Annotated in this window: 28 protein-coding genes and 1 pseudogene; 24 read left to right on the top strand and 5 right to left on the bottom strand. The window is 37.9% G+C overall.

Annotated features, from left to right (window positions below; translation table 11 throughout):
* Positions 1 to 48 precede the first annotated feature (48 nt).
* From IEX29_RS15150 to mdh, 17 genes and pseudogenes are all read left to right on the top strand, one after another.
* Positions 49 to 621: an ANTAR domain-containing response regulator gene (locus IEX29_RS15150; protein WP_188735211.1), complete on the top strand. Its 573-nt coding sequence runs from the start codon at positions 49 to 51 to the stop codon at positions 619 to 621.
* Positions 614 to 1,999 carry a histidine kinase N-terminal domain-containing protein gene (locus tag IEX29_RS15155; RefSeq protein ID WP_188735212.1) on the top strand — a complete coding sequence of 462 codons (1,386 nt, stop codon included), beginning with the start codon at positions 614 to 616 and terminating at the stop codon, positions 1,997 to 1,999. Before IEX29_RS15150 ends, IEX29_RS15155 begins: the two co-directional genes overlap by 8 nt.
* A gap of 121 nt (positions 2,000 to 2,120) precedes the next feature.
* Positions 2,121 to 3,548: an ethanolamine ammonia-lyase reactivating factor EutA gene (eutA, locus tag IEX29_RS15160; RefSeq protein ID WP_188735213.1), complete on the top strand. Its 1,428-nt coding sequence runs from the start codon at positions 2,121 to 2,123 to the stop codon at positions 3,546 to 3,548.
* A 32-nt stretch (positions 3,549 to 3,580) separates the two neighbouring features.
* A complete protein-coding gene (locus IEX29_RS15165) occupies positions 3,581 to 4,948 on the top strand; it encodes an ethanolamine ammonia-lyase subunit EutB (protein WP_188735214.1) in 1,368 nt (455 codons plus the stop codon).
* Positions 4,949 to 4,960: 12 nt separating this feature from the next.
* Positions 4,961 to 5,854 (top strand): ethanolamine ammonia-lyase subunit EutC, encoded by an 894-nt coding sequence (gene eutC / locus IEX29_RS15170; RefSeq protein WP_188735215.1) that lies wholly within the window; start codon positions 4,961 to 4,963, stop codon positions 5,852 to 5,854.
* Between the two features lie 51 nt (positions 5,855 to 5,905).
* Entirely contained in the window at positions 5,906 to 6,559 is a 654-nt protein-coding gene (gene eutL / locus IEX29_RS15175; RefSeq protein ID WP_188735216.1) for an ethanolamine utilization microcompartment protein EutL, read from the top strand.
* A gap of 9 nt (positions 6,560 to 6,568) precedes the next feature.
* Positions 6,569 to 7,111: a BMC domain-containing protein gene (locus IEX29_RS27130; RefSeq protein ID WP_188735217.1), complete on the top strand. Its 543-nt coding sequence runs from the start codon at positions 6,569 to 6,571 to the stop codon at positions 7,109 to 7,111.
* 27 nt (positions 7,112 to 7,138) lie between these two features.
* Entirely contained in the window at positions 7,139 to 7,429 is a 291-nt protein-coding gene (gene pduA / locus IEX29_RS15185; RefSeq protein WP_077604702.1) for a propanediol utilization microcompartment protein PduA, read from the top strand.
* A gap of 88 nt (positions 7,430 to 7,517) precedes the next feature.
* Positions 7,518 to 8,108 (top strand): annotated as a pseudogene (gene pduL / locus IEX29_RS15190) (phosphate propanoyltransferase); the annotation flags it as partial.
* Positions 8,109 to 8,338: 230 nt separating this feature from the next.
* Positions 8,339 to 8,608 carry a EutN/CcmL family microcompartment protein gene (locus IEX29_RS15195; RefSeq protein WP_077604700.1) on the top strand — a complete coding sequence of 90 codons (270 nt, stop codon included), beginning with the start codon at positions 8,339 to 8,341 and terminating at the stop codon, positions 8,606 to 8,608.
* A gap of 29 nt (positions 8,609 to 8,637) precedes the next feature.
* Entirely contained in the window at positions 8,638 to 9,756 is a 1,119-nt protein-coding gene (gene eutH, locus IEX29_RS15200) for an ethanolamine utilization protein EutH (RefSeq protein ID WP_188735218.1), read from the top strand.
* A gap of 65 nt (positions 9,757 to 9,821) precedes the next feature.
* Positions 9,822 to 10,160, top strand: coding sequence for an ethanolamine utilization microcompartment protein EutS (eutS, locus tag IEX29_RS15205; protein WP_188735219.1), 339 nt, complete (start codon positions 9,822 to 9,824; stop codon positions 10,158 to 10,160).
* Between the two features lie 16 nt (positions 10,161 to 10,176).
* Complete coding sequence (locus tag IEX29_RS15210; protein WP_188735220.1) at positions 10,177 to 10,725, top strand: EutP/PduV family microcompartment system protein; 549 nt, start codon at positions 10,177 to 10,179, stop codon at positions 10,723 to 10,725.
* Position 10,726: 1 nt separating this feature from the next.
* Complete coding sequence (locus IEX29_RS15215) at positions 10,727 to 10,933, top strand: hypothetical protein (protein WP_188735221.1); 207 nt, start codon at positions 10,727 to 10,729, stop codon at positions 10,931 to 10,933.
* Between the two features lie 19 nt (positions 10,934 to 10,952).
* A complete protein-coding gene (locus IEX29_RS15220; protein ID WP_229720244.1) occupies positions 10,953 to 12,473 on the top strand; it encodes an aldehyde dehydrogenase family protein in 1,521 nt (506 codons plus the stop codon).
* Between the two features lie 21 nt (positions 12,474 to 12,494).
* Positions 12,495 to 12,773 (top strand): BMC domain-containing protein, encoded by a 279-nt coding sequence (locus IEX29_RS15225; RefSeq protein WP_077604696.1) that lies wholly within the window; start codon positions 12,495 to 12,497, stop codon positions 12,771 to 12,773.
* A 135-nt stretch (positions 12,774 to 12,908) separates the two neighbouring features.
* Positions 12,909 to 13,856: a malate dehydrogenase gene (mdh, locus tag IEX29_RS15230; protein WP_188735222.1), complete on the top strand. Its 948-nt coding sequence runs from the start codon at positions 12,909 to 12,911 to the stop codon at positions 13,854 to 13,856.
* Between the two features lie 30 nt (positions 13,857 to 13,886).
* Here the strand turns inward: mdh and IEX29_RS15235 are convergent, their stop codons facing one another.
* On the bottom strand, positions 13,887 to 15,119 hold the full coding sequence (locus IEX29_RS15235; RefSeq protein ID WP_188735223.1) for a CynX/NimT family MFS transporter: 1,233 nt from the start codon (positions 15,117 to 15,119) through the stop codon (positions 13,887 to 13,889).
* Positions 15,120 to 15,253: 134 nt separating this feature from the next.
* Positions 15,254 to 15,730 carry a DinB family protein gene (locus IEX29_RS15240; protein ID WP_188735224.1) on the bottom strand — a complete coding sequence of 159 codons (477 nt, stop codon included), beginning with the start codon at positions 15,728 to 15,730 and terminating at the stop codon, positions 15,254 to 15,256.
* Positions 15,731 to 15,910: 180 nt separating this feature from the next.
* Between IEX29_RS15240 and IEX29_RS15245 the strand changes: the two genes are divergently transcribed.
* Positions 15,911 to 16,048, top strand: a complete 138-nt coding sequence (locus IEX29_RS15245; protein WP_188735225.1) for a hypothetical protein — start codon at positions 15,911 to 15,913, stop codon at positions 16,046 to 16,048.
* Between the two features lie 73 nt (positions 16,049 to 16,121).
* Here the strand turns inward: IEX29_RS15245 and IEX29_RS15250 are convergent, their stop codons facing one another.
* Positions 16,122 to 16,625: a GNAT family N-acetyltransferase gene (locus tag IEX29_RS15250; RefSeq protein WP_188735226.1), complete on the bottom strand. Its 504-nt coding sequence runs from the start codon at positions 16,623 to 16,625 to the stop codon at positions 16,122 to 16,124.
* Between the two features lie 458 nt (positions 16,626 to 17,083).
* Here IEX29_RS15250 and IEX29_RS15255 point away from each other — a divergent pair, with 458 nt between their 5' ends.
* From IEX29_RS15255 to IEX29_RS27045, 3 genes are all read left to right on the top strand, one after another.
* Positions 17,084 to 17,734: a uridine kinase family protein gene (locus tag IEX29_RS15255; RefSeq protein WP_188735227.1), complete on the top strand. Its 651-nt coding sequence runs from the start codon at positions 17,084 to 17,086 to the stop codon at positions 17,732 to 17,734.
* A gap of 287 nt (positions 17,735 to 18,021) precedes the next feature.
* Positions 18,022 to 18,882 (top strand): YitT family protein, encoded by an 861-nt coding sequence (locus IEX29_RS15260; RefSeq protein ID WP_188735228.1) that lies wholly within the window; start codon positions 18,022 to 18,024, stop codon positions 18,880 to 18,882.
* A gap of 92 nt (positions 18,883 to 18,974) precedes the next feature.
* Positions 18,975 to 19,109, top strand: coding sequence for a hypothetical protein (locus tag IEX29_RS27045; RefSeq protein ID WP_268239068.1), 135 nt, complete (start codon positions 18,975 to 18,977; stop codon positions 19,107 to 19,109).
* A gap of 431 nt (positions 19,110 to 19,540) precedes the next feature.
* On the opposite strand, the gene IEX29_RS15265 is transcribed toward IEX29_RS27045, so the two are convergent.
* The gene (locus tag IEX29_RS15265) at positions 19,541 to 20,467 is read right to left on the bottom strand and encodes an ROK family protein (protein ID WP_188735229.1); all 927 of its coding nucleotides are present in this window, start codon (positions 20,465 to 20,467) and stop codon (positions 19,541 to 19,543) included.
* Between the two features lie 55 nt (positions 20,468 to 20,522).
* Positions 20,523 to 21,425, bottom strand: coding sequence for a helix-turn-helix transcriptional regulator (locus IEX29_RS15270; RefSeq protein ID WP_188735230.1), 903 nt, complete (start codon positions 21,423 to 21,425; stop codon positions 20,523 to 20,525).
* Between the two features lie 293 nt (positions 21,426 to 21,718).
* Here IEX29_RS15270 and IEX29_RS15275 point away from each other — a divergent pair, with 293 nt between their 5' ends.
* From IEX29_RS15275 to IEX29_RS15285, 3 genes are all read left to right on the top strand, one after another.
* Positions 21,719 to 22,636: an ROK family protein gene (locus tag IEX29_RS15275; RefSeq protein WP_188735231.1), complete on the top strand. Its 918-nt coding sequence runs from the start codon at positions 21,719 to 21,721 to the stop codon at positions 22,634 to 22,636.
* Positions 22,637 to 22,723: 87 nt separating this feature from the next.
* Positions 22,724 to 23,977, top strand: coding sequence for an ABC transporter substrate-binding protein (locus IEX29_RS15280; RefSeq protein WP_188735232.1), 1,254 nt, complete (start codon positions 22,724 to 22,726; stop codon positions 23,975 to 23,977).
* Positions 23,978 to 24,196: 219 nt separating this feature from the next.
* A complete protein-coding gene (locus tag IEX29_RS15285) occupies positions 24,197 to 25,099 on the top strand; it encodes a carbohydrate ABC transporter permease (RefSeq protein ID WP_188735233.1) in 903 nt (300 codons plus the stop codon).
* Positions 25,100 to 25,102 lie beyond the last annotated feature (3 nt).

A 25,102-nucleotide genomic window follows, 5' to 3' on the forward strand; every position in this document is an offset into this window, starting at 1 on the left:
AAATCTTCAATAATTAACAATGAATTATATTTTTTAAGGAGTATGGATATGAATGAAAAAATTGTGATAGTCGACGATGAACCTATTACAAAGATGGATTTGCAGGAGCTTTTGGAGGAAGCCGGATACGATGTGGTAGGACAGGCTTCTGATGGGTTCGAAGCAATTGATGTTTGCCAGGAGCAACGTCCAGATCTTGTTATCATGGATATAAAAATGCCTGTACTGGATGGGCTTAAGGCCAGTAAAAAGATCATGTATGACAAGATTGCCGGCGGTATATTGCTGCTTACTGCTTTTTACGATGAAGCATTTGTAAAAAAAGCAAGAGAAATTGGAGCGTTAGGATATTTAGTAAAGCCGCTCGATGAAAAATCATTTATCCCGACAGTGGAAATGTGCTTATCCCGGGCAGAAAAGATCCAGTCCCTGGAAAAGCAGGTGCAGGAGGTATCTCAAAAACTGGAAGACCGGAAGATTATTGATATTGCTAAGGGCTTATTAATGAAAGAGAGGAATCTGGATGAGCAGGAGGCTTATAAGCTTCTTCGGAAAATGAGTATGGATGGAAGAAAGTCCATCAGTGAAGTTGCTCGGACGATAGCGATTGTTTATGAATAAGCAAAAAGATAAAATCAGGGAATTATGCAAGAAATATACGGAGATGACAGATGAAGAGATTGCAATTATTTATCAAAAAGCGTATGCTCTGGATGAATTAGCTGCTATTTTTGATTGTGATATTTTTATAGATGTTCCTCTGAAGAACAGTACTGCTTCCATTGTTATTTATCATGTTCTTCCTGTATCGAAGGAATCACTCTATGAGCAATCTCCTGTAGGCCAGCCGGCAATGAAGATGAATGAACCGGGGGTCTGGAAGGTTTCACGGGCTGGCGGAAAGCTGAAAGGATATAAAGCGTTCACACAGGAAAATGTGTTTATCCGCCAAAATATATATGCCATTGAATATCAGGACAAGATTCTTGGAACATATATTATGGAAACGCCTTTTCATGAAGTGCAGAAGGATGGAACAGAAGAACAAAATGATTATATGGTCATGACTGCCCGATTAAACAATTATATTGATGATGCTATCTATTTTTTTGACTCATCCAGCAGGCTGATTTTTCAAAATGAGAAAGCAGACAGTATTTTAAAAGACAGTTTGCAGGAGGAAGTTTATTATAATCAGTTGTTTGGTAACCAAATTCCTTATAGTGATCTGGTCTTAAATGATAAAAAAGCATTTATGAAGGAAATTGAGCTTGATGATAAATTTTATATGATGAAGCGGATTATTTTAGAAGATGATAAGCTGGAGTTTGCGATTATTCTAAGGGACATCACGCAATTAAAAAACAAAGAAGCTGAAATTATTTCCAAGACAGAGGCGATTCGAGAAACGCATCACCGTATAAAAAATAATTTGCAGACAATGGCCTCCCTTTTGCGGATGGAGAAAAGAAGAAGCGAGAATGAAGAAATTAAGCATATTTTATCAGACAATATGAACCGGGTAATGTCTATTGCTGCTACGCATGATATTTTAGCAAGACAGCTTGGTGATAAAGTAGAATTAAGTGAAGTAATTAAATTTATTGTGAATAATATGCATCGGAGCTATATGCTTTTAAACAACCTTGAATTAAGTCTTGATGCAGAGGAATCCATTATTGTCAGAAGTGAAATCGCCACCTCAGTTTCTCTTATTGTGAATGAGCTCGTACAAAACAGTTATAACCATGCTTTCATAGGAAAAAGCAACGGAAAGCTGAAGGTTTCATTGAAAAAATATGATGAAACAGTATCTATCACCGTTGCAGATAATGGTATAGGTTTTTCAATCGATGAAATTAAAAAGAATAGCCTGGGGTTAGTTATCGTTCAAAATTATGTGAAAGACAAGCTGAAAGGAACGATTCAATTTAATCGCCAGAAAAAGGGTATGGAAGTTACCTTTCAATTTAAACAGACACTGTACAATGATGTATAAGTGAATCCGAAAGCAAAGAAGCTTAAGGTATAAATGGGATTGCTATGTGCAATTTTTTATACTTTAAGCTTCTTTGCTTTTTTAATAACCTTTAAAGCTGAACAGAAGGGAGGAGGAGAAAATGGCTGAAAATGTTTTAAGTGTCGGGATTGATATTGGGACTTCGACCACACAGCTCGTATTCTCGCATCTGAAGATTGAAAACACAGCATCTGCTTTTAATGTCCCGCGCATTGTGATTGTTGATAAAAAGGTTGTATATAAGAGTGACATTATTGATACTCCGCTTTTAGAAGGAAAGCGGATTGATCAATCCCGCATTGAGCAGTTTGTAGCGGGAGAGTATGCGAAAGCAGATATTGCCAAAGAAAGCATTCAAACGGGTGCTGTCATTATTACTGGAGAGACTGCCAGAAAAGAAAATGCAGAAGAGGTTTTACAGGGCTTGAGCGGGTATGCTGGAGATTTTGTTGTTGCAACTGCCGGACCAGATCTGGAAAGTGTTATTGCGGCGAAAGGAGCCGGGCTTCACCGGTATTCCAAAGAGCATGCCGGGAAGCTCGTCAATCTGGATGTTGGCGGCGGAACAAGCAATATGGCTGTGATGCAACGGGGAGAGATAGTAGATACCGGCTGCTTAGATATCGGCGGCAGACTTGTCAAAGTAAATAAGGAAACGAAAAAAATTGAATATATTTCGGAAAAAATACAGGACTTAATCAAAGAAAATGGGTGGCCCATTTATGTAGGAGAAAAAGCAACAGAAATTTTATTTAAACCGCTGATTGAGCGTATGGTTCAGCTGCTGGAAGAGAGTGTGGGCATCCGGCCGCAGACAGAGGCTTTTACCAAAATAGTGACACATAGAGGAATTCAGCACAAAAAGGATATTTCACATATTTCATTTACGGGAGGTGTTGCAGAGGCGGTTTATCAGCCATCTGAAGGTGATGTGTTCAGGTTTGGAGATATTGGTATTTTACTGGGTACAGCGATCAGTGAATCTGCATTAACGAAGCATTTGACGCTGGTAGAACCAAAAGAATTAATTCGGGCAACAGTTGTAGGAGCTGGATCACATACGACAGAAATTAGTGGAAGCACCATCCATTATTCTCAAAATAAATTTCCGATTAAAAATATCCCAGTTGTAAAAATTCCTGATGAAGAGATGAACCGATTCCATTCTATTACAGCTTACACACAGGAAAACTTAAGCAGATTTCAACTGGAGGAAGAAAAACAGCGTGTGGCATTATCTTTTTCAGGCAGAGAAATATCGAGCTTTAAAGATATAACAAGCGTGGCAGAAGAAATTATAAAGGGCTCCCGAGATTATCTGAATTTAGGCCTCCCGCTCATTGTCATTGTAGAGAAGGATATTGGAAAGGTGCTTGGTCAGACACTTTATACCATGCTTGGGCAAGATATTGAAATCATCTGTATTGATAGTGTTTTTGTTGAAGATGGCGATTATATCGACATTGGACATCCGCTTGCAGAAGGGAGTGTATTGCCGGTAGTGATTAAAACGCTTGTATTTAATTAAGCTATTTTGCAAATTTCGAGAGGAGGATATGCATGATTTTAAGTACAGTATTGTTTGGAAGAACCTATCAATTTAAATCAATTAACGAAGTAATGGCGAAAGCAAATGAAGAAAAATCAGGGGATGTGATGGCCGGGATTGCAGCAGAATCCGCAGAAGAGCGTGTCGCTGCCAAGGTTGTTTTAGCAAATTTAACATTGGAGGATTTGCGGAATAATCCAGCTATTCCCTATGAACAGGATGAGGTTACACGAATCATTCAGGATGGTCTGAATGAGAAAATCTATGATTCTATGAAGCGTTGGACTGTACAGGAGCTCCGCGAGAAAATCCTTGATTACAATACATCAGGAAATGACATCAGGAGAATTTCAAGAGGGCTGACTTCAGAAATGGTAGCAGCAGTAACCAAGCTGATGTCTAATTTAGATTTGATTACAGCAGGTAATAAAATAACTGTTACAGCACATTGCAATACGACAATAGGGTTAGAAGGAACCTTATCAGCAAGATTGCAGCCAAACCATCCATCTGATAATGAAGACGGAATTGTCGCATCCATTTTAGAAGGTCTTGCATATGGATCTGGTGACGCTGTAATTGGATTGAATCCGGTCGATGATACGCTCGAAAGTGTTAAGCGGATGTTCCATCGGCTGGAAGAAGTAAAAAATAAGTATGCAATTCCTACTCAGAATAGCGTGCTTGCCCATGTAACAACACAGATGCAGGCTATTCGGGAGGGAGCACCTGCTGATTTAATCTTCCAATCTATTGCCGGCTCTGAAAAAGGAAATACAGCCTTTGGAATAAGTGGCGAACTAATTGCGGAGGCAAGAGAGCTTGCTTTGCGTGAAGGAACAGCAGCCGGACCAAATGTCATGTATTTTGAAACTGGACAGGGTGCTGAACTATCCTCTAACGCCCACCATGGTGTGGACCAGCTCACTTTGGAAGCCAGATGCTATGGGTTTGGTAAAACCTATGAGCCTTTCCTGGTGAATACAGTTGTAGGATTCATTGGACCGGAATATTTATACGATTCGAAGCAGGTTATCCGGGCTGGATTAGAGGATCATTTTATGGGTAAGCTTTCCGGGCTTCCGATGGGTGTGGATGTTTGTTATACCAACCACATGAAAGCAGATCAGGATGATATGGAGATTTTAAGTACACTGCTTGCCCAGGCTGGAGTTAATTTCTTAATCACTGCTCCTCATGGCGATGATGTCATGTTGAACTATCAAAGTCTTGGCTATCATGAAATTCAGACATTGCGGGAATTGCTGCAGCTGAAACCAATTAAGGAATTTGAAGAGTGGCTTCGGAAAATGGATGTTATTGATTTATCCGGCAGATTAACGAAGCAGGCAGGAGATGCATCATTATTCTTAGTGTAAGGAGGAGAAAGGATGGTTACAGATACAGAATTAAAAACGCTGATTGAAAAGATTGTTCTGGAAATGGCGGGAGAAAGCAAAGCTTCTGAGGAGCATACACCAAAATCGGAGCAAACGGATAGTACAAATCATGCTGTCAGTGAGGAAGTGCTGCCTGATATATCAGAAGTACTGATTAAGAAAGAACTTCTTGTGCCAGATCCCTCAGATGAAGAAGGATATTTGGATATGAAGGATAAAACACCTGCCCGCTTAGGAGTATGGCGGAGCGGGGCACGCTATATGACATCCAGCGCATTAAGATTTAAAGCAGATCACGCTGCTGCTCAGGATGCCGTGTTCTCTTATGTCAGTGAGGATTTTGTCAAAGAAAATAATCTATTTCCTGTTGCAACTGTCTGTCAGGATAAGGATGAGTACGTAACCCGGCCTGATTTAGGAAGACAATTCTCTGATGAGGAGAAAGAAAAAATAAAAACCCATTGTGGCAATCCTAAAGTACAAATTGTTGTAGGAGACGGCTTGAGTTCAGCTTCTATCGAAGCAAATCTGGAAAATACTTTGCCAGCTATCAAACAGGGTCTGAAGCTGCATGGTATTGATGTAACGAATGATTTATTTATAAAGCATTGCCGTGTGCCGGCGATGGATGTCATTGGTGAACTAACAGGAGCTGACGTTGTCTGTCTGCTTGTTGGTGAGCGTCCAGGTCTGGTTACAGCAGAATCAATGAGTGCTTACATCGCATATAAACCGACTGTCGATATGCCGGAAGCAAGACGTACCGTTATATCGAATATCCACGAGGGCGGTACACCTCCAGTCGAAGCGGGAGCACATATCGCGGAATTAATTAAGAAAATGATAGATAAAAAGGCTTCAGGTCTCGATTTGAATAAGATCTAAGGCATTTCAAAGTATTGCTGAACGATAAAGCATAGAAAGGGAGGGTTTAGCATGAAGGATGATGCAATTTATGCACAGGTCCTCGGTGTGAAGCTGATTTCAAATGTGGATGCGCATTTAGCAGAAGAATTAAAATTACTGCCCAATCAACGAAGCATCGGGATCCTGACAGGTGATATAGATGATGTTGTCTACACAGCATTAGATGAAGCAACAAAAAAAGCAGATGTAGAGGTAGTTTATGCAGAATCGATGTATGCCGGTGCAGATAATGCCACAACAAAATTAACCGGAGAAGTTATTGGTATTCTGGCAGGCTATAATCCGGAGGAAGTAAGAAGCGGATTAGATGCAGCAATTTCCTATATTGAGAATGATGCCTATTTTGTCAGCGCCAATGAGGATGATTCTATTCCTTATTTTGCGCACTTAGTATCACGGACTGGAACATTTCTTTCCAAGCAGGCAAATATAACGGAAGGGGAAGCAATTGCTTATTTAATTGCTCCGCCATTGGAAGCTGTTTATGCGTTAGATATGGCGTTGAAGTCAGCGGATGTGAGGCTGGCTGCATTCTTCGGTCCACCATCTGAAACAAACTTTGGAGGAGCCTTACTAACTGGAAGTCAATCTGCCTGTCACGCTGCTTGTGAAGCATTTGCACACGCGGTAAATGATGTGGCAGATAATCCAAAAGGATATTAGGTGAGATAAATGGAAGCATTAGGATTAATTGAAACGAGAGGATTATTGAGCTCTATTGTGGCAGCAGACGCAGCGGTAAAGGCGGCAAATGTGAAGCTCCTGGATGCAGAAATTATCAAGGGCGGGCTTGTTACAGTCCAGCTGCTTGGAGATGTTGCAGCTGTTCAGTCGGCAGTGGAAGCTGCTGAAAATGCAATTACATCATTTCAAACATTGATTTCCGTCCATGTTATTCCAAGAATGCATCATGAAACCAGCACTTTGCTAAAAAAGCTGCCATTACAGGAAACAGCTCCTGCCAAGCTGGAAGTTGAGATACAGCCCAGCTCTGTAGCTGAAAATAAACCAGGTATAGATACAAAACCTGATTATTCCATTTCAGGCTGGGAACTGGAAAATCTGGAAAAAATGACGGTGCTTCAATTAAGACAGCTGGCCAGAGCAAATGATATCAACCTGCTGGATCAAGCAAAAAATATAAAATACGCAAGAAAGAGTGAGTTAGTCCAGGCTTTACTTGCAAAAGACAATAATGAAAAGAAAGAAAAATAGGTTAATTACTTAAAGGAGGAATTTATAATGCAAAATGCAAATGCGTTAGGAATGGTAGAAACAAAAGGATTAGTTGGGGCTATTGAAGCAGCTGATGCAATGGTAAAGGCAGCAAATGTTACGTTAGTCGGCAAAGAACAGATTGGTGCAGGGCTGGTAACTGTACTTGTCAGAGGAGATGTAGGAGCAGTAAAAGCAGCAACAGATGCTGGAGCAGCAGCCGCTGATCGTGTAGGGGAGTTATTATCTGTCCATGTTATTCCACGTCCGCATACTGAGGTTAGTGCAATCCTTCCAAAGCAATTTGATGAAGCTTAAAATCTGGAAGTAGCGGAGCTTTAGAATTGAGGTGATTGATTTGGACGAGCTACTTGTAAAAACGATCGAAGAAGCAGTAAAGAAGGAAATGCTGAACCAGTCTTTAGTTGAAATAGAAGCCTCTGGCAGGCATGTACATTTAAGCAGAGAAGCTGTCGATTATTTATTTGGTGCAGGCTATCAATTAACGAAGGCTAAAGAATTATCACAACCGGGTCAGTACGCATGTAAGGAAAGAATTACAATTAAAGGACCTAAGGGAAAACTTGAAAATGTAGTGATTTTAGGACCTGAAAGAAGCTCATCCCAGGTTGAAGTGTCTAAAACAGATGCAGTTGTTTTAGGAGGAAACATCCCGGTGAGAGAAAGCGGGGATATTGACGGAACACCAGGAGTGACAATTGTTTATGGAGATAAGGAATTGTATCTGGAGGAAGGACTTATCGTCGCTAAACGGCATATTCATGTAGCTTTGCATGATGCTGCGAAGCTACAGGTAGAGCATAAAGAAATTGTGCAGGTAAAGGTGTTTGGAGAGCGTTCACTTATATTTGATGATGTTGTTATACGTGTTCATCCCAACTATCAGACTTATATGCATATTGATTTTGATGAAGCAAATTCCTGTGAGTTCCAGCAGGGAGCACTTGGCAAGATTATTAAAAAAAACGCGTTGAAAGAGCCTCTAAATATAGAAAAGGCTGATATATCTGCAGAAATCTGTCATGCACCTGGGAATGATACGGAATTTATAGAGAAGCGGGTTATTACAGAAAGGGATTTACAAAAGCTGCTGATGCAGAAAAAGAAGAAGATTTTGATACCGAAAAATAGTATTGTAACGCCGCTGGGTGTGGATTACGCAAAAAAGCATAAATTAGAAATTCAACGAGGTGAGGAGAATGAGGAATGATCATCGGCGATGTGATGGGCTCTGTATGGGCAACACGAAAAGATGAAAAACTGAACGGCCTAAAGCTGTTAATTGTCAAACCGACGTATAATGATGATTTATCCTCCACCTTTGTTGCTGCGGATTTAGCGGGTGCCGGTGTTGGAGATACCGTATTAGTAACGAGAGGAAGCAGTGCAAGGTCTGCTTTTGGAAAAGAAAGACTGCCCATTGATTCCGTAATTGTAGGCGTAGTTGACTCGATTGATATGGTTCAAAAAGAATAGAAAATCACATGAGTTGAGGAGGAAGAGGTATGGGCGTAAATGAGATTGTAATTTATATTATGGTCATTTTCATGGTAATCGGTGCCATTGATAAGATATTTAAAAATAAACTCGGACTCGGAGATAAGTTTGATGAAGGTATTATGGCGATGGGCGCCCTGGCACTTGCGATGGTCGGTATTATTGTCATGGCCCCTGTCCTTGCGAATGTGTTGAGTCCTGTTATTGTTCCAATTTATACGGCGCTTGGCGCAGACCCGGCTATGTTTGCCGGAAGTTTATTAGCTATTGATATGGGAGGCCTGCAGTTGGCTCAAGAGCTGGGACAGAGTCAGGATGCAGCTATGTTCTCGGGTATTATTCTTGGAGCAATGATGGGGGCAACGATAGTATTCTCTATTCCTGTATCCTTGGGAATTATTAAAAAAGAAGATCAGCGTTATCTTGCTACCGGTATGCTGGCGGGCTTTATTGCAATTCCTTTTGGAGCAATTATCGGTGGATTAGTAGCTGGATATTCCTTTTCCATGGTTATTATGAATCTAATTCCTATCTTTATTTTGGCAGTCCTCGTTATTTTGGGACTTTGGAAAATACCAAATCAAATGATTAAAGGCTTTACGATTTTTGGATATGGAGTAGTAGTTGTTGCTACAGCAGGTTTGGCAATCGGTATTATTGACGTTCTGACAGGCATTACTGTTATTCCAGGAATTGCTCCTTTAGGAGAAGGGATAGAGGTGGTCGGAAGCATTGCAATTGTGCTTGCAGGAGCCTTTGTTATGGTAGAGGTGATCACACGTGTGTTTAAGAAACCGCTGATGAACATGGGGAAAATGCTCGGTATGAATGATGTTGCTGCAGCTGGTATGGTTGCAACACTGGCTAATAATATTGCCATGTTTAATTTGATGAAGGATATGGATAATCGCGGAAAAGTAATTAACGTAGCATTTTCTGTACCTGCAGCCTTTGTGCTTGGAGACCATCTGGGCTTTGCCGCAGGAGTAGCACGTGAAATGATTTTTCCAATGATAATTGGAAAGTTCGCTGGAGGAATTATTGCCATTGTAATCGCGATTGTGATTGCAAATGCTATTTTAGGAAAAAGTGAAGAGAAAGAAACTAAACTTACAAAAGCTACCTGAGAAATATGAAAAGCAGCTTTCCTATTCCGGGAAATGTAAAAATGGGAAGGGAAGAAGGAGTGCATATGGAAGAGAAAAAAAGGTTTATTCAAGAATTTGTACCTGGAAAACAAGTAACCCTGAGCCATTTAATAGCTAATCCTGTTGAGGACATGTTCGATAAATTAGGCGTGCAGCAGGCTGGAGCATTAGGGATACTGACGCTGACACCAAGTGAGACGGTTATTATAGCCGGAGATCGTGCAACCAAAGCTGCAAATGTGGATATCGGCTTTCTCGACCGGTTCACTGGGAGTTTGGTGATTGTAGGCAGTGTTTCCGAGGTAGAAACGGCTTTGCATGACGTAAATCAATTTTTAGCAGATATTTTGAACTATACACCTGCAGAAATTACAAAGTCTTAAAAAGGGAGGGGAATGGATGCCATTAAAAAATCGAGCCATGATTCTGGGTGGAATAGATGCTGGGAAGACAACGTTAAAAGAAGCGCTTTTTGGCAGAGAGAGACAGCCGAAAAAAATAAAAACACAGTCTTTGATTTATGAGGATTGGATTGTCGATACTCCTGGTGAATATACGGAAAATCCCATGCATTACCGGAGTATTATGGCAACCTCCCTTGAGATTACACATGTGTTATTTGTACAGGATGCGGCCAATGAAAAAACAATTTTCGCACCTGGATTCAGTTTAGGAATTAATAAACTGTCAATCGGTGTTGTGACGAAAGCAGATGCAAGTGAAGCAAATATAGAACAAGCAATCAGCTTATTAAAAAAGGCAATCGTCAAAGGTCCGATAGTTATCACATCTGCCTATACAGGGGAAGGCATAGATATCATTCCTGCTCTTGTCGGATGTCAGTCATTGGACGAAATGAGAGCATACGCTGCCAATCATCCATCTGAGAATCTTATCTTCCATGAAAGTGCTAAAGCCCGGAGACAGCAGAGCAGGAAGGAGGAATGAGATGGATAAAGAGCTTGTAGAAAGAGTAACGAAAATGGTTGTCACAGTTTTAGAAGAAATGCAAGAAGAAGATTCCAACAAGAAAATAACTATTAAAATATGGCCTCATGAAAGCCCTCTTCCAGATCCTGTTGAACGACAGGCAGAAGAGGTGGAACAAAAGAGAGGTGAGGTAATTACCCTCAAACCATATACGAAAGGAATTTAGGCAGGAAGGAGTGTTACTGTTGACACTAGATAAGGATTTATCCTCTATTCAAGAAATGCGGGATGCAGTAAAGAAGGCAAAAAAGGCACAGCAGGAATTTATGCAATTCTCGCAGTGGAAAATTGATTCAATTGTCAAAGCAATTGCTACAGCAGCCTTCAACCAATCAAAAGGATTAGCACGAATGGCTGTAGAAGAAACAGGAATGGGTGTTGTAGAGCATAAGCTTATAAAAAATCAAGTAGGCTCAAGAGATGTCTATGAATCTATTAAAGATGAGAAAACCATTGGGATTATTCATGAAGATACAGAAAATAAAGTAACAGAAATTGCTTATCCATATGGTGTGATAGCTGCCATTATCCCGACAACCAATCCTACCTCTACAGCAATGTTTAAAACAATAGCAGCTTTGAAGTCAGGAAACGCGATTGTAGTCAGCCCGCATCCGCGTGCTAAAAAATGCACGGTAGAAACACTGAAAATCTGCATGGAAGCCGCGCTGGAAGAAGGGGCACCAGAAGGATTAATTGGCTGGATTTCGGAGCCCAGTATGGAAGCAACCAATCAATTAATGACTCACCCAGACGTGAATTTAATTCTTTCCACTGGCGGGGGCGGCCTTGTTAAAGCGGCCTATAGCTCAGGAAAACCTGCATATGGGGTAGGGCCTGGAAATGTACCGGTGTATATTGAAAAATCAGCCGATGTTGAGAAAAGTGTAAAAATGGTTGTTGATAGTAAAACCTTTGATAACGGTACAATTTGTGCCACAGAGCAAGCGATTGTTGTAGATAAGGCTATTCAAGAACAGGTGAAAAGAGAGCTCGAAAAAAACGGTTCTTACATTTGTAACCCAGAAGAGAAAAAGAAAATGGAACAAATTATATCAATTGGACATGGAAAGGTCAATCCGGATATTGTCGGGAAGCCGGCTCTTAAAATTGCAGAATTAGCGGGGATAGATATTCCTGATGACACCAGACTCTTAATAGCTGAAGAAAATCAGGTAGGCAAGCATATTCCTTTTTCTCTGGAAAAGCTTGCCCCCGTATTTGCATTATATACAGCAGAAAATTCTAATGAAGCAAAAGAAAGATGCTTAGAGCTGCTGAATTTAGGGGGAAGAGGTCATTCCTTCTCTATTCATACCAAGGATGATCACTTGGCCCGTGAGTTTGGAAAGGCGATGCCAGTCTCCAGAGTGCTGGTAAACACACTGTCGTCCATAGGAGCAGTAGGTGCAACAACCGCATTAGCTCCATCTCTGACTTTAGGGTGTGGAGCGTACGGCGGAAATATCAGCTCGGATAATATTACTGCACGTCATCTTTATAATGTAAAAAGAATTGCTTACGGTCTGAAGGCTGCAAATATTCCGCAGCCTGGAGAAAGTAAATCAGAAGCAGTTTCAAGTAAAAAAATAGAGCACCTAATGAAGGAAACAGTTGAAAAATCTGGTGCAGCAGGCAAAGAAATTGATAAAACAAAAATAGAGGAGCTTGTGAAGAAGGTTTTAAAGGAATATCAAAATCAATAATATTTTAAGGAGGAATTTAAAATGGGTAAAGTAAATGGAGCTTTAGGAATGGTAGAAACAAAAGGATTGGTAGGGGCAATTGAAGCGGCAGACGCAATGGTAAAGGCAGCAAATGTACATTTAATTGGGAAAGAACAAATTGGTGCGGGCTTAGTAACCGTACTTGTAAGCGGAGATGTAGGAGCAGTAAAAGCAGCTACAGATGCAGGTAGCGAAGCAGCAAGTCGTGTCGGGGAATTATTATCCGTTCATGTAATACCTCGTCCGCATAATGAGTTATCTGATATTCTTCCAGATTAATAGAGAAAATAGGTGCTCTTATTTTGGAGCACCTATCTCTTTTAATACATAAAAGAGATATTCTTTGGAAATGCTGGAGGGCTGGATAAGACTTATTAGAAATAGCGATATGAAGCAATAAAGGAGGGACTTACATTGACATTTAAACGGAGAAAATTTGCAGTTATCGGTGCCGGATTTACTGGAGCTACAACAGCTTTTTTGCTTGCACAAAAGGAGCTTGGAGATGTCGTTTTAGTAGATATTCCTGATCAGGAGAACCCGACAAAAGGGAAAGCCTTGGATATGCTTGAGTCGGGACCTGTAGAAAAATTTAATGGGAAAGTAACCGGTACATCGGATTATGAAGAAATCAAAGATGCAGATATGGTTATTATTACTGCAGGAATTGCGAGAAAACCAGGGATGAGTCGTGATGATCTTGTTGCGATTAATGCAGATATAATGACTGATATCTCAAAGAAAATTGTTCACTATGCACCAGAAAGCTACATTCTTGTTTTAAGTAATCCGGTTGATGCCATGACTTACACTTGCTTTAAAACAACCAGGTTTCCAAAGAACAGGGTAATCGGTCAATCTGGAGTTTTAGATACCGCACGTTTTAATACATTCGTTGCAGAAGCACTGGAACTTTCTGTGGAGGATGTGACTGGATTTGTGCTTGGCGGACATGGAGATAGTATGGTGCCTTTAATCCGCTACTCCAATGTAGGTGGTATACCAATCAGTAATCTGCTTCCGAAAGACAAGCTGGAAGCAATTGTAGAGCGGACAAGAAAAGGGGGAGGAGAAATTGTAAATCTTCTCGGTAATGGCAGTGCCTATTATGCCCCGGCTGCATCACTTGTTGAAATAGCAGAAGCGATTGTTAAGGATAAGAAACGTATATTGCCATCGATTGCATACCTTGAAGGAGAGTACGGCTATCATGATATTTATTTAGGGGTGCCGACAATCCTGGGAGGAAAGGGAATTGAAAGTGTTATTGAATTACCATTAACAGAGGAAGAAAAACAACAGTTAAATCAATCAGCGGATGATGTGAAGAAGGTTATTTCTTCTCTGCAAATAGATAAATAAAATGAGGCGGAAAAACTCTCCGGCCTCATTTTATTTTGTTACTGTTTCTTCTGTAGATTCAAATGAAATCTTTTGATTCTTACCTGCAATTGTCCCAAGGAAGGCAATACATAAGGCTACAGCCATTAAAATAATAAATGGCACCATCCAGCCTCCTGCCATTTCTGAGATTGTTCCAAGAAAAAGAGGGCCGGTAGAAGCAACGATATAGCCAATAGACTGGGCCATGCTGGATAGCTGCGCAGATTCTATAACCGTATTGGTACGGAGAACAAAGAACATCATTGCTAAACTGAATGCAGTTCCCGCCCCGACACCGGTTAAGATAAGAAAGGCGATAATCAAATGTGATGAAGTGAAAGCAACTCCCAACAGACCGAAGAAAAATAACAATCCTGCGCTGCAGCCGATCAGACGCTGGCTTTTCATTCTTCCGGCAAGAATTGGAGCAATAAATGTTGTTGGAATAAGCCCGAGTTGATAAATGGCAATTAACCACCCGGCTTCACTTTCATCAAATCCTTTTGTGAGTAAAATATCAGGCAGCCAAGTAAATAAACTGTAGGGGATAAGTGATTGCAGCCCCATAAAAAATGTAACAGCCCAGGCAATTTTTGATTTGAAGATAGCTCTGGACGGCTGGCTTTTTACATTCATAAATACTTTTTTTTCGCCTGCACGCGTAACTGGAAGGCGTAGTAATAAAACAATGACAGCTGCTAAAGAGATGATGCTCCAAATTTGCATAGCATTCCGCCAATCGAATGCATTTATGGAAGCGATCGGCACGGAAATACCAGAGGCAATCGCGCCGAATAAATTCATCGAGACAGAGTAAAGCCCTGTCATCAGCCCAATCCGATAGGGGAAGGTTGATTTAATTAATCCCGGCATCAGGATATTACCGACAGCAATAGCCATTCCAGTCAGGAGCGTACCGAATAATAACAGCTCTATTCCGCCGCTTGCCCGGATAAATACACCAATAGACAGGAAAATCATAGCAATCAGCAGCGTAAATTCCATCCCAAACTTGCTGGACAGTCGCGGCACAAAAGGAGAGAATAAGCCGAAAGCAAGCAATGGAAGTGTGTTGACTAATCCAATCATCGCATTGGAGGCTTCTAATTCTCCCCGAAAAAAAGGAATAAGCGGCCCGACAGATGAAATTGGAGAACGGAGTGTTGCTGCAATAAGTAAAATAGCTAAGAGTAATAGAACGATATAATATCTATTTAAAAAATCTTTCTTTGAAAAGTACATAAGAACAATTCCTTTACAACGTATTTATAAATACACAAGAGATTATTCTATCAAAGAAGACATGGGAATGTAAAGCTATTTTTAATATCACAGTAAAACACACAGTTCTAAATCTGGATTTAAATGTGATAGTTTTAAGTAAACGGCTTTTTCATTTTTCTTATATAAACAATTTGTCCAATATGGTAGGCATTATGTGTCGCTGCATTACTGATTAAATTCCACCATTCAGCTTCTACAGGAAATCCGGGAACTATGGATTCTAGTTTTTGTTCGCCAGTAATGAGCTTTTGCCAATTTAAAAGGATATTTAATAAGTCATTTTTTAAATCAGAAAATGACTGTTCGCTGGAGACTTGGAAGGTGTCTGCGTTATCTTCCAATGCTTTAACTGCTTGAACATTAGATTGTTCATATCTGGTTTGCCATACTCTATTCCAATAAATGAGATGAGATGTAATTTCAGCAATACAGTGGCTGTCTGTATCAGGTCTCCAAAAAGCTTCTTTCTCTGTAACTCCTTCAACAGCCTGATCAAAAGAAAGATGCCAGCTTTGGTCATTCGCATTTGCTAATAACTGATCCAGTAAAACGCTTTTAGCATGAGTCATCGATATCCAATCCCTTCATTATGTTAAATAACACTTCTATATAAATGCATTAAAAACCTTTAAATGAATTAATAAGACCATTCTGAATAAGGAGTGAAAAAATGTTAAGAGAAGAGAGAATCTCCAATGTCGACGGGATAGAGAAATAAATGTAGAAAGCTGGCAGATAGTTACCGGGGAATGATAGATGATCGATTTTTACAGCATCCCTCTGTAGAAGATAAGAAGCAGAAATGGGAAAAAATTATTCAAGACGATGATGTGCCGGATCTGCTTGTGTATAAATGGAAGGATATCAGTGAAATTGCTCCAGTTTAAATTTGAAAGAACTCTTTCTTGGCAGTAGGCTATGTGAAAATTAATATTTGTCAAAAAGAGATTTAAAAGAGAGCTAGACAGAACGCTCTACATGTAATATGAATGGAATATAAGAGCTGGGAGTTTCATTTCCAGGCCAGCTTTCTTCCTGGAAGCCGATCCGCTTCAACATTTTCTGAGCACGCTGATTTGTGATATGCGTTTCTGCACGGAATAGATGAATACTAAGCTGCTCTGCTCCGTATGCGATCATTTTATTTGCAGCAGTAATTCCAATGCCCTTGCCCCATAAACTGCTTTCACCAATAGCGATGCCTAATTCAGCGGTATTACTATGTATTTCAGCTAAATCAACATAACCAATGAGTGTATGTTGGAACTCGATACCCAACCGGATAAAATTTGGCTGTTGGTTATTGACATTACGGCTCCACCATAGATAAAGTTCTTCTTGGGAACGATTTAATTCCCAACCGTTCGCCACACAAAAGCTGCTGTCTCTGCTCCAGGTTAAGACAGTTTGAAAATCTTTCAGTGTTAATGGGCGAAGAAGTACATTACTATTATTGATATTCATCAAACATCTCTCCATCCATGCGATTTTTGCTGATAATTATATGTAGCTGTTTAAAGCAGATTTTAAAAGAATTCTGATAAGGAGTCAAATTATACTTTTTAGATTAAAATGGGGCACTGCGAATTCTTTTGTATGCTCCATGGCATACTGCATCTCTTTGCTTACAATAGATTCTTTGTGGTTTTGTATTCTCCAAACTGTAATGATAATGTGAATGATTAAATTTTTTATTGCATCATCTGTAAGACGTAATTGGTGTTGGATCAGCTGGTCTAAAATGATATTTTTCAAACAGTCTACATTAAGAAAGGTATTTGGAAATAAATCATCCAGCAATTTTAATTTTTCATCTTGAAATAGAAAGTCAGATATGCAAAATCGAATTTTTTTCTCTCTTTAGGAAAAAGACTTCTGCTTTGTTTTTTGATTAAGATATAATAGAAGCGGAGGTGATTCCCATGGATAGTATCATACAGGATTTAATAAAATGGATAAATGCACAAAAAAAGCATGTCATCATCGGTATTACCGGACATGGCGGAGCAGGGAAAAGCACATTTGCTGAGCATTTGAAACGGGCTTTGAATCAGGATGTAAATTTAATTTGTACAGACCCGTATATTGTCAGTTCTGCGTTAAGAAAAGACACGAAAATTACATATACTTATCAAAACAAAGTCCGTACTGCCAAAATGACTGCTTGTCATCCTTTAGCTCATTATGTGGAAGCTTTGGAGCGTGATATTCAAATGACTCAGGCAGGCATGGCGTGGAATACGGTTGACACAGATTATTTGCCGAGTAAAAGAGTAGATCCAAACAAAAAGTTGACTATTATGGAGGGAATGAGTATAGCGTTTGTAAACCCTGATTATCTGGATTTACAAATTTATCTTTATACAGATGGAGAGACAGAATTAAATCGGCGTTCCAGCCGGGATCCAGTAAAACGAAGTCGAAATCTGACAGATATACAAAAATCACATCAGGAAAGACGAATTCAATACAGACATTTTATGGATCAATATAAAAGGCGGGCGGATATAATCCTTTTCACAGATGGGAACGGACAGCATATTGAGAAAAAAGAATGGCGAATCAGGGTGTGATACTTAGCTGAATAATCCATTTTTTGACTGCAAAATATTTGTGTTTGAAGCGGAGAAGCGTATAATAAATAATATCAAAAAGGCGATTTCTTTGAGATTATTTTATGTGAAATAAGGAAAACTAAGCTATGAAAAGATTTAGATCGTAAAAATATAATCGAAATAGTAAGTTTCGTAATTCTCCATTTTATTTAAACAGGAAAATGCAGAATACTCCGACAGAGATTGGGGGCAGCATGGTGACCTGTTTCACATACTGTTAGGAATGCAGAAGAAAGGAAAGTTGGATGAGCAAAGCACAAACGAAAAAATCAAGAAAAGCTATACTTTTTGCAAGAGGTTTAATAATTATTATTGGCGGATTTATTACAGCATATGGATTGGAAGCAGTATTGATACCGAACAGTGTTTCTGATGGCGGTGTAACCGGGATAAGTATCGTAGGATCAGAGTGGACCGGGTTACCGCTCGGGCTTTTAATTGCTGTCATAAATATTCCATTTGTTTACTTAGGGTATAAACAAATCGGCAAGAATTTTGCAATCCTCTCTACTTTAGGTATCGCTTCACTTGCTATAAGTACAAGCATGATGCATCATATTCCATCCATTATTGAAATTGAGGGAGATACATTACTGGTCACCGCTGTCGGCGGGATAATTATTGGAACCGGTATGGGGCTGGCACTTCGTAATGGGGGAGCGCTGGACGGGATTGATATGTTGGCTGTATTATTATCCCGTAAGCTGCCATTTGGAACCAGTGATTTAATTTTATTCTTGAATTTATTTGTATTTATTGTGGTATCTACCGTGTTTGGATTAAAGGGAGCGTTAATGTCAGGTGTTGCTTATTACATTGCCTCGAAGGTTATTCACATTATTGAAGAAGGTTTAAGCAGTACTAAAGCAGTTTATATTATTACAGAGCATGCTGAGGAAATGATGAAAGAAATCAGGGATCGACTTGAACGCAGCTGTACTTTGCAGCATGTAGAAGGCGGATATTCCAAAAAGAAATTTAAACAAATTAAATGTGTTATTACCCGACTGGAAGAAAGCAAAATGAAAGAAACGATCCAAGATGTCGATCCAACAGCATTTGTAACTGTCTACGATGTAACAGAAGTGCGAGGCGGAAATTTTTAATACAAGGGATTGATGGAAATTCGGGATAATCTCACGTATATGCTGTCTTGGAATATGCGGACTTTATAGTTAGCGTGGAAGGGTCCTCCATAATGCCGTTCGGTCATCCGTTTACGGTTGGATATCCTGCCGTATTTGAAGAGGGCACTATTAATTATAATGAAGATGGATACCAGAATGCAGTTGAGAGTTCTTTTAAACTATTTATGGATCAGCGAGTAGAATAAATAGAAACGATTGTGAAAAGTATTAATCATTTTCTTTCCTTTGGTTTATACTATACAGATAAACAAATTGGTTTTGCGCGAGTGGTGACAGACAAGGCTGTATTTTCCTATGCTTTGGTGTAATCAACATAATCAGACAAAAAACTCACGTGTATCTAACTCACAATCTTCTTATAGCACATATTTTGTGCAAAAAAGTTTTATCGATGGATTGAGTGCTCATAGCAAAAGAGTGTAAACCATATTATCGATAAATGGACCTCAATTGAATTTTAGCGGATTCTTTTAAAATTAGAGTCTATATTTTTGTGGGCATAATAAATGAAATAAATCCGCTCTTGTTATTTTAGTCAAGCTTCTACTACATGGCAATCTCCCTATTTGCACGAAACAATAGGGAGCAATATAAACATTCTTAGTGATTTCAACTATTAATTATCATCATTATTAAAAATAATATCAATTCCTTTAAAGGTGTAATAAAGTTCGTCTTTCATAGCTATTGCCTCTATATTATGTTGTTGAGCGATTTTTTGCAAAGCATTTCCAAACAGGTTAAAACTTTTTGAAATTTGACCGCCTATTACAATTTTATCTGGTTGAAAAGATTGAATATACGGTTCTAACATTTCAGCTAGTTTATTTCCAAAAGTCTCAAATGTTTGAAGAGCTGGATCGTTTTTTTCTTTTGCGAGAAGAGAAATATCTTTCACGGTATTGTAACGATTAATATCAACTCCTTTAGACGAAGCTAATTTGAGGATCCCTCTGATCGAAAAATAATCATCCACGATTGATATTTCATACGGAACTTGATAAAGATATCCTCCAGGTGGGATTCCTTTTCTATTTTTTAAAATTTGTCCTTTATCTAAAAAAGCGGATCCTAATCCTGTTCCAATTGTTAAACAGATTAATCTTTTTGCTGACAGTTCTTCACTCACCCCAATCCCAAATAGACGACAGTCATTTTCAAAACGAATATTAATTTGATCATTTACTGGAAGTTTTGCAGCGAGTAACCTCTTTAGTATTTCTTCACGAATATTCATTTCGTATAATGCTTCAAATTTTCCTACGCCTTTTACGTAACTAATACCCTTTTGGTAATCAAAAGGTCCGGGAAAGGTCAATCCAATATTTAATTGGTTAATATTTTTTTTGTTGTGGTCTCTTAAATATTGATAGAAAAAACCTTCAATGATTAGTTTAAAATTGTTAAGAATCGCATCTGCATCTAAATATGAATAAGTATGGTATTTTTTGATTGTGGAAGTAAGAATTTGATGATGATCAATGATACATCCCTTTGTAAACGTACCACCTACATCTAAAGCAAGCATTAAACGATTGGACATAGTTCATTCACCTCTCTACTGAATTTTTCCTTTTGATTCTTAAAAAGTATATTTTTCAATCTGATTGTAATCTTGTCCTAAACTCTCCAGGGGGAATATCCATTACATTTTTAAATACACGTGAAAAATAATGAACCGTATCAAAACCAACTTTTTGAGCAACTATTTTAATCGGCAGATCTGTTGTAGCAAGCAGTATAGCAGCTTTGTTTATTTTTTCTGAACGTACATATTGTGTAAATGTGACATCGATATGCTGTGTGAATAATCTTGAAAGATGCCGATAGGAAACGTGAAGGCGGTCTGCTACTTCACTTAATTTTAAATGTTTGTCTAAATTATCATTTATAAATAATTTGGCATTATAAATAATCGCATTTGATTCGAGAATTTTAGAATCTTTCAGATCAACACTTTCGAGGCCAATGATTTGTTGATAGAAATTTTGAATAATAATCTTAATGAGAGAATATGCTAAAGGTTTGATAATTTCTTGGGTAAACAGGCTTTGTTGATTACTCTGAATCAGAATTTCTTTCCATAACAATCCCACATTAAATTGATTGTTTAATAGAAAATGTTCAAAATGCTCTACATGTTCTATTCGATCGAAAAAATCCATTAATTCTTTTGTTTCTGTTAGTGAATAAGGTTCAAAAGAAAAAAATAACATGCTTACATTGGATTGATCTTTTAGATGACACTCTGCGTATGGCTTTAAAAGAAATAAATCCCCAGGGATGATGGGATAATCTTGCTTGTTGAAAATAAAGGTACCTTCGCCATTTAAAATATAGTACACTTCATAATGTTTACTAAAGAAATCATTTTGTAAAAAACTATCTCTACCCCAATGATGGAGGTATAAATTCATTTTTTCACTTTTTACATAATGAATATTATGGTTTAGATAATGATTTCCCTGATTTATTGTTGTGCTCTCAATAAGAATGTCCATAATTAACATTCATCCTTTTGGTTTTTATTAGTCTTTCAGTGGATACATAAGATTTATAGTGGCAAAATGATAGTGAGCAAGAGTAGCTTTTGAGTGTGCATGACATTCAATTTTTCAAAATATAAAAACCTTACAGATGATATGATGGAAACTTTATAATTAATGATAATATACTATTTTTCAAAAAATATTCAATTCGTTTTTAGGTAATGTCCGATTTTTATAAATATGAGGCTCAAAATTACAAATACAAACCTTAATCAATACTATATATTTTTAGTTAGGTGGATGACATGATGAATAATTATTTTTTAACGTTTGATGTAGGTGGACAATTTATAAAGGGAGGTGCTTTCAATCATCAAGGTGAGTTTATAAATTCTTCTTTTTCTTTTTATCCTGCTAAAAGTCGGAAGAGTGCCGAAGTGATTTTAGATAATTTAACAAATATAATTTGTAATCAAATTAATAGAATCTTAGACAAAAATTATTTAATTAAAGGAATAGGCTTCGCTTTTCCAGGGCCATTTGATTATGAAAATGGTATTTGTTACGTGAAAGACGTTGATAAATTTAATTCTATTTTTGGACTTAATATTCAAACGGAAATTTGGAAGCGCTTAACAAAAAAGAGAATATTTAACCGAATTTCAAAAGATGCTATTTTCTTTTTCCAAAATAATGCAACTATGTTTGCTATAGGAGAATGGAAAAATCGAGGACTTGCCAGTAAAGTCACTCGGGGTATTTTCTTAACTGTAGGAAATGGAGTAGGTTCAGCTTTTTTAGAGAATGGCAGAATTATTACAGATCGATATGATGTGCCCCCTAATGGTTGGATTTATAATCTGGCATTTTATGACTCAATTATCGATGATTATATTTCTCACAGAGGAATAATGAGAATCGCCAAAGAAATTGGAATGTCTGAAAACATAGAAGAGATTATAGAAAAATATGAGTTAGGAGATTATCGAGCAATTGAGTTATTTAACAAATTTGGCTGCTATTTTAGTGAAGTACTTAACACGATAAATGAAGGATTTAAATCAGAGGTTATTGTTATTGGTGGTGAAATAGCGAAAGTATATAAGTATTATGAAAAAAGTTTAATAGAAAATTTAGAAGATAAAACAATCCAAATCATGTTAAGTAGACAAACAGAACGAAGTACGTTTAAAGGATTATTTGAATATTACAAAATATATTAGCCTGCTTTTTATGAAAAATAGCAAGAATATTTAATCCATACTAACCTAACCATTTAGGTTAATGGAATTAGAAAGGGGTTTGCTAAGGTGAGAAAAAAATTATTTTGGATATTTTTAGTGACTAGTACAAGTCTTTTGTTAGTTGCATGTGGAGGAAATAATGGAAGTGGCGGAAATAGTGCAAATGCTGTCGATTATTATTCAGACTTAGCTGACGATGGACCAATTGTAGAGGAAATATCAGAAAATATGGAAGAAAAAATTGATTTGTCTATAAATTTTACAGGGTATTCAGATGGGCAAGCTTATCAAACTGCAGCTTCACAATCTTTGGGGAAAGAAGATTCACCAGGAATTTTTAAATGGTGGAGTGGCTATCGCTTGAATACTTTAGCCTCTACTGGTGAAATTGCAGATTTAACAGACGAATGGGAAGACTACTATATCGATGCAGGAATTAATCCGGAATTAGCAGAGGCTTTTACAGTAGATGGAAAAATATATGGAGCACCGTTATCTGTTTTATATAATGTTGTTTTCTATAATAAGAATGTTTTTGATGAGTATAATCTATCACCACCAGAAACATTTGATGATTTCTTAGATATTGCAGAAACGTTAAAAAATGAAGGTGTAATTCCATTAGCAGTTAAAAATGATGGGTGGGCCAGTTTTGTTTGGCTGCAATTTTTCCTTGGTGCCTATGATCCTGATCTTTATACAGATTTAGTAGAAGGAAACGTGTCTTATGAAGATGATCAAGTTGTAGAGGCATTAACTGTTTGGCAGTCAATGATCGAAGCAGGCTATTTTGGTGAACCGGTAAAATCCGAAAACCAAACTAGACAGTTTGCAATGGGAGATGCTGCCATGGCATATGAGCCACCCATTTTTATTAAGGGATTAGAAGATGATTATGATATGGAAGCAAATGAAGATTACGGGATGTTTGTCATTCCTTCCATGGATGGGGATACTGAACCGGTCATTTTTTATGAAGCATCTCCTCTAGTTATTTCAGAAGCAAGTTCTCAAAAAGATGACGCAAAAAAAGTATTGAGAGAACTAGAGACGAAAGATAGCTTTGAGATTTATGCAAAGGAATCGAAAGCTGCGTTTGTAGAAGGGGTTGAGACTGGAAATGAAATTAGTGATGAAATTAATGAAATTGCAAATAGTGATGATTACATTCTGAAATTGCGTTATTACGAAGCAACCCCTTCGAATATTGTAGATACTGCAACAGAAAATTTATGGGAGTTTTTCTACAATCCAAGTGAAAATAGCCTTAAAAAGGCGTTAGCAAATATTCAGAAAGTAGCTGATGAAGAGGATTTTTAAGCTAATGGATGAATTTTATTTAAGGTATCGTCAAATAGTTTTTGAATGTTGAAAGTAATAAAAACTGTTATCGCACTTTGTAAACAAAACAATGGTTTATAGTCAAGATGTCAAAAGAGGGATAAAAAGTAAGTAAACTAAATAACCCTGGATATTTGCTGTTATAAATCATTGTTTAGTGCGTTTTTCAATACCTTGCTTAATGAGGGAGGCATAAAAATGGAAATTGTAAAATCGAAACCTTCATCCAAACTTTCCATGAAACGAAAAATAGAAAAAATAACACCATATTTATATTTAGTTCCTGCTGTGATACTGGTTGTTATTTTTTGTATATATTCTGATTTTTTCTCTTTAATTGTGAGCTTTACTGAGTGGGATGGATTAAACGAGATGCAGTTCATTGGATTTCAAAATTACATTCAAATGTTTCAAGACCCGAATTTTTTATTATCATCTATTAACACCTTAATTTGGGTTTTTGGTACCCTGCTCATTCCAGTCTTCATCGCTTTACTTTTTGCGATTGCTATTACACATGTAAAAACACAATCATTTTTCAAAATTGTATTTTATTTACCGAATGCTTTGTCTCAAACCATTGCTGGTATTATTCTAACCACTATTTTAAGCACGTATGGCTTACCACATTTACTAGGAGTTATGGGTTTTGAGAGTTTAGCTAAAGATTGGCTCACCGTGCCGTATATAAACACACTGATTATGGTTGTTTCTAGCGGCTGGCAAGGGATAGGATTGAACTTAATCTTATTTATTGTCGGATTGAATCAGATTCCAAAGGAACCGATTGAAGCAGCAATAATGGAAGGTGCAAAAGGAATTAGGTTATATACAAAAGTTGTTCTTCCTTTATTAAAACCAATTATGCTGATCGTATTACTGATGTCTTTGGTTAATAGCTTTAAGTCCTTTGATACCATTTGGGTGATGACAAATGGAGGCCCTTTCAGAACTTCTGAAACATTGGCAGTAACTATGTATAAAGAAGCATTCGTCAATAATCAATTAGGCTATGGTTCGGCGATTGCCATGCTGTTATCTGTTACTGTTTTAATCATTTCATGGTTCTTACTGCGCGATACGTTTAAAGGGGAGGAGTGAGGA

The organism is Oceanobacillus neutriphilus (genome assembly GCF_014645515.1).
Taxonomy (GTDB): domain Bacteria; phylum Bacillota; class Bacilli; order Bacillales; family Amphibacillaceae; genus Oceanobacillus; species Oceanobacillus neutriphilus.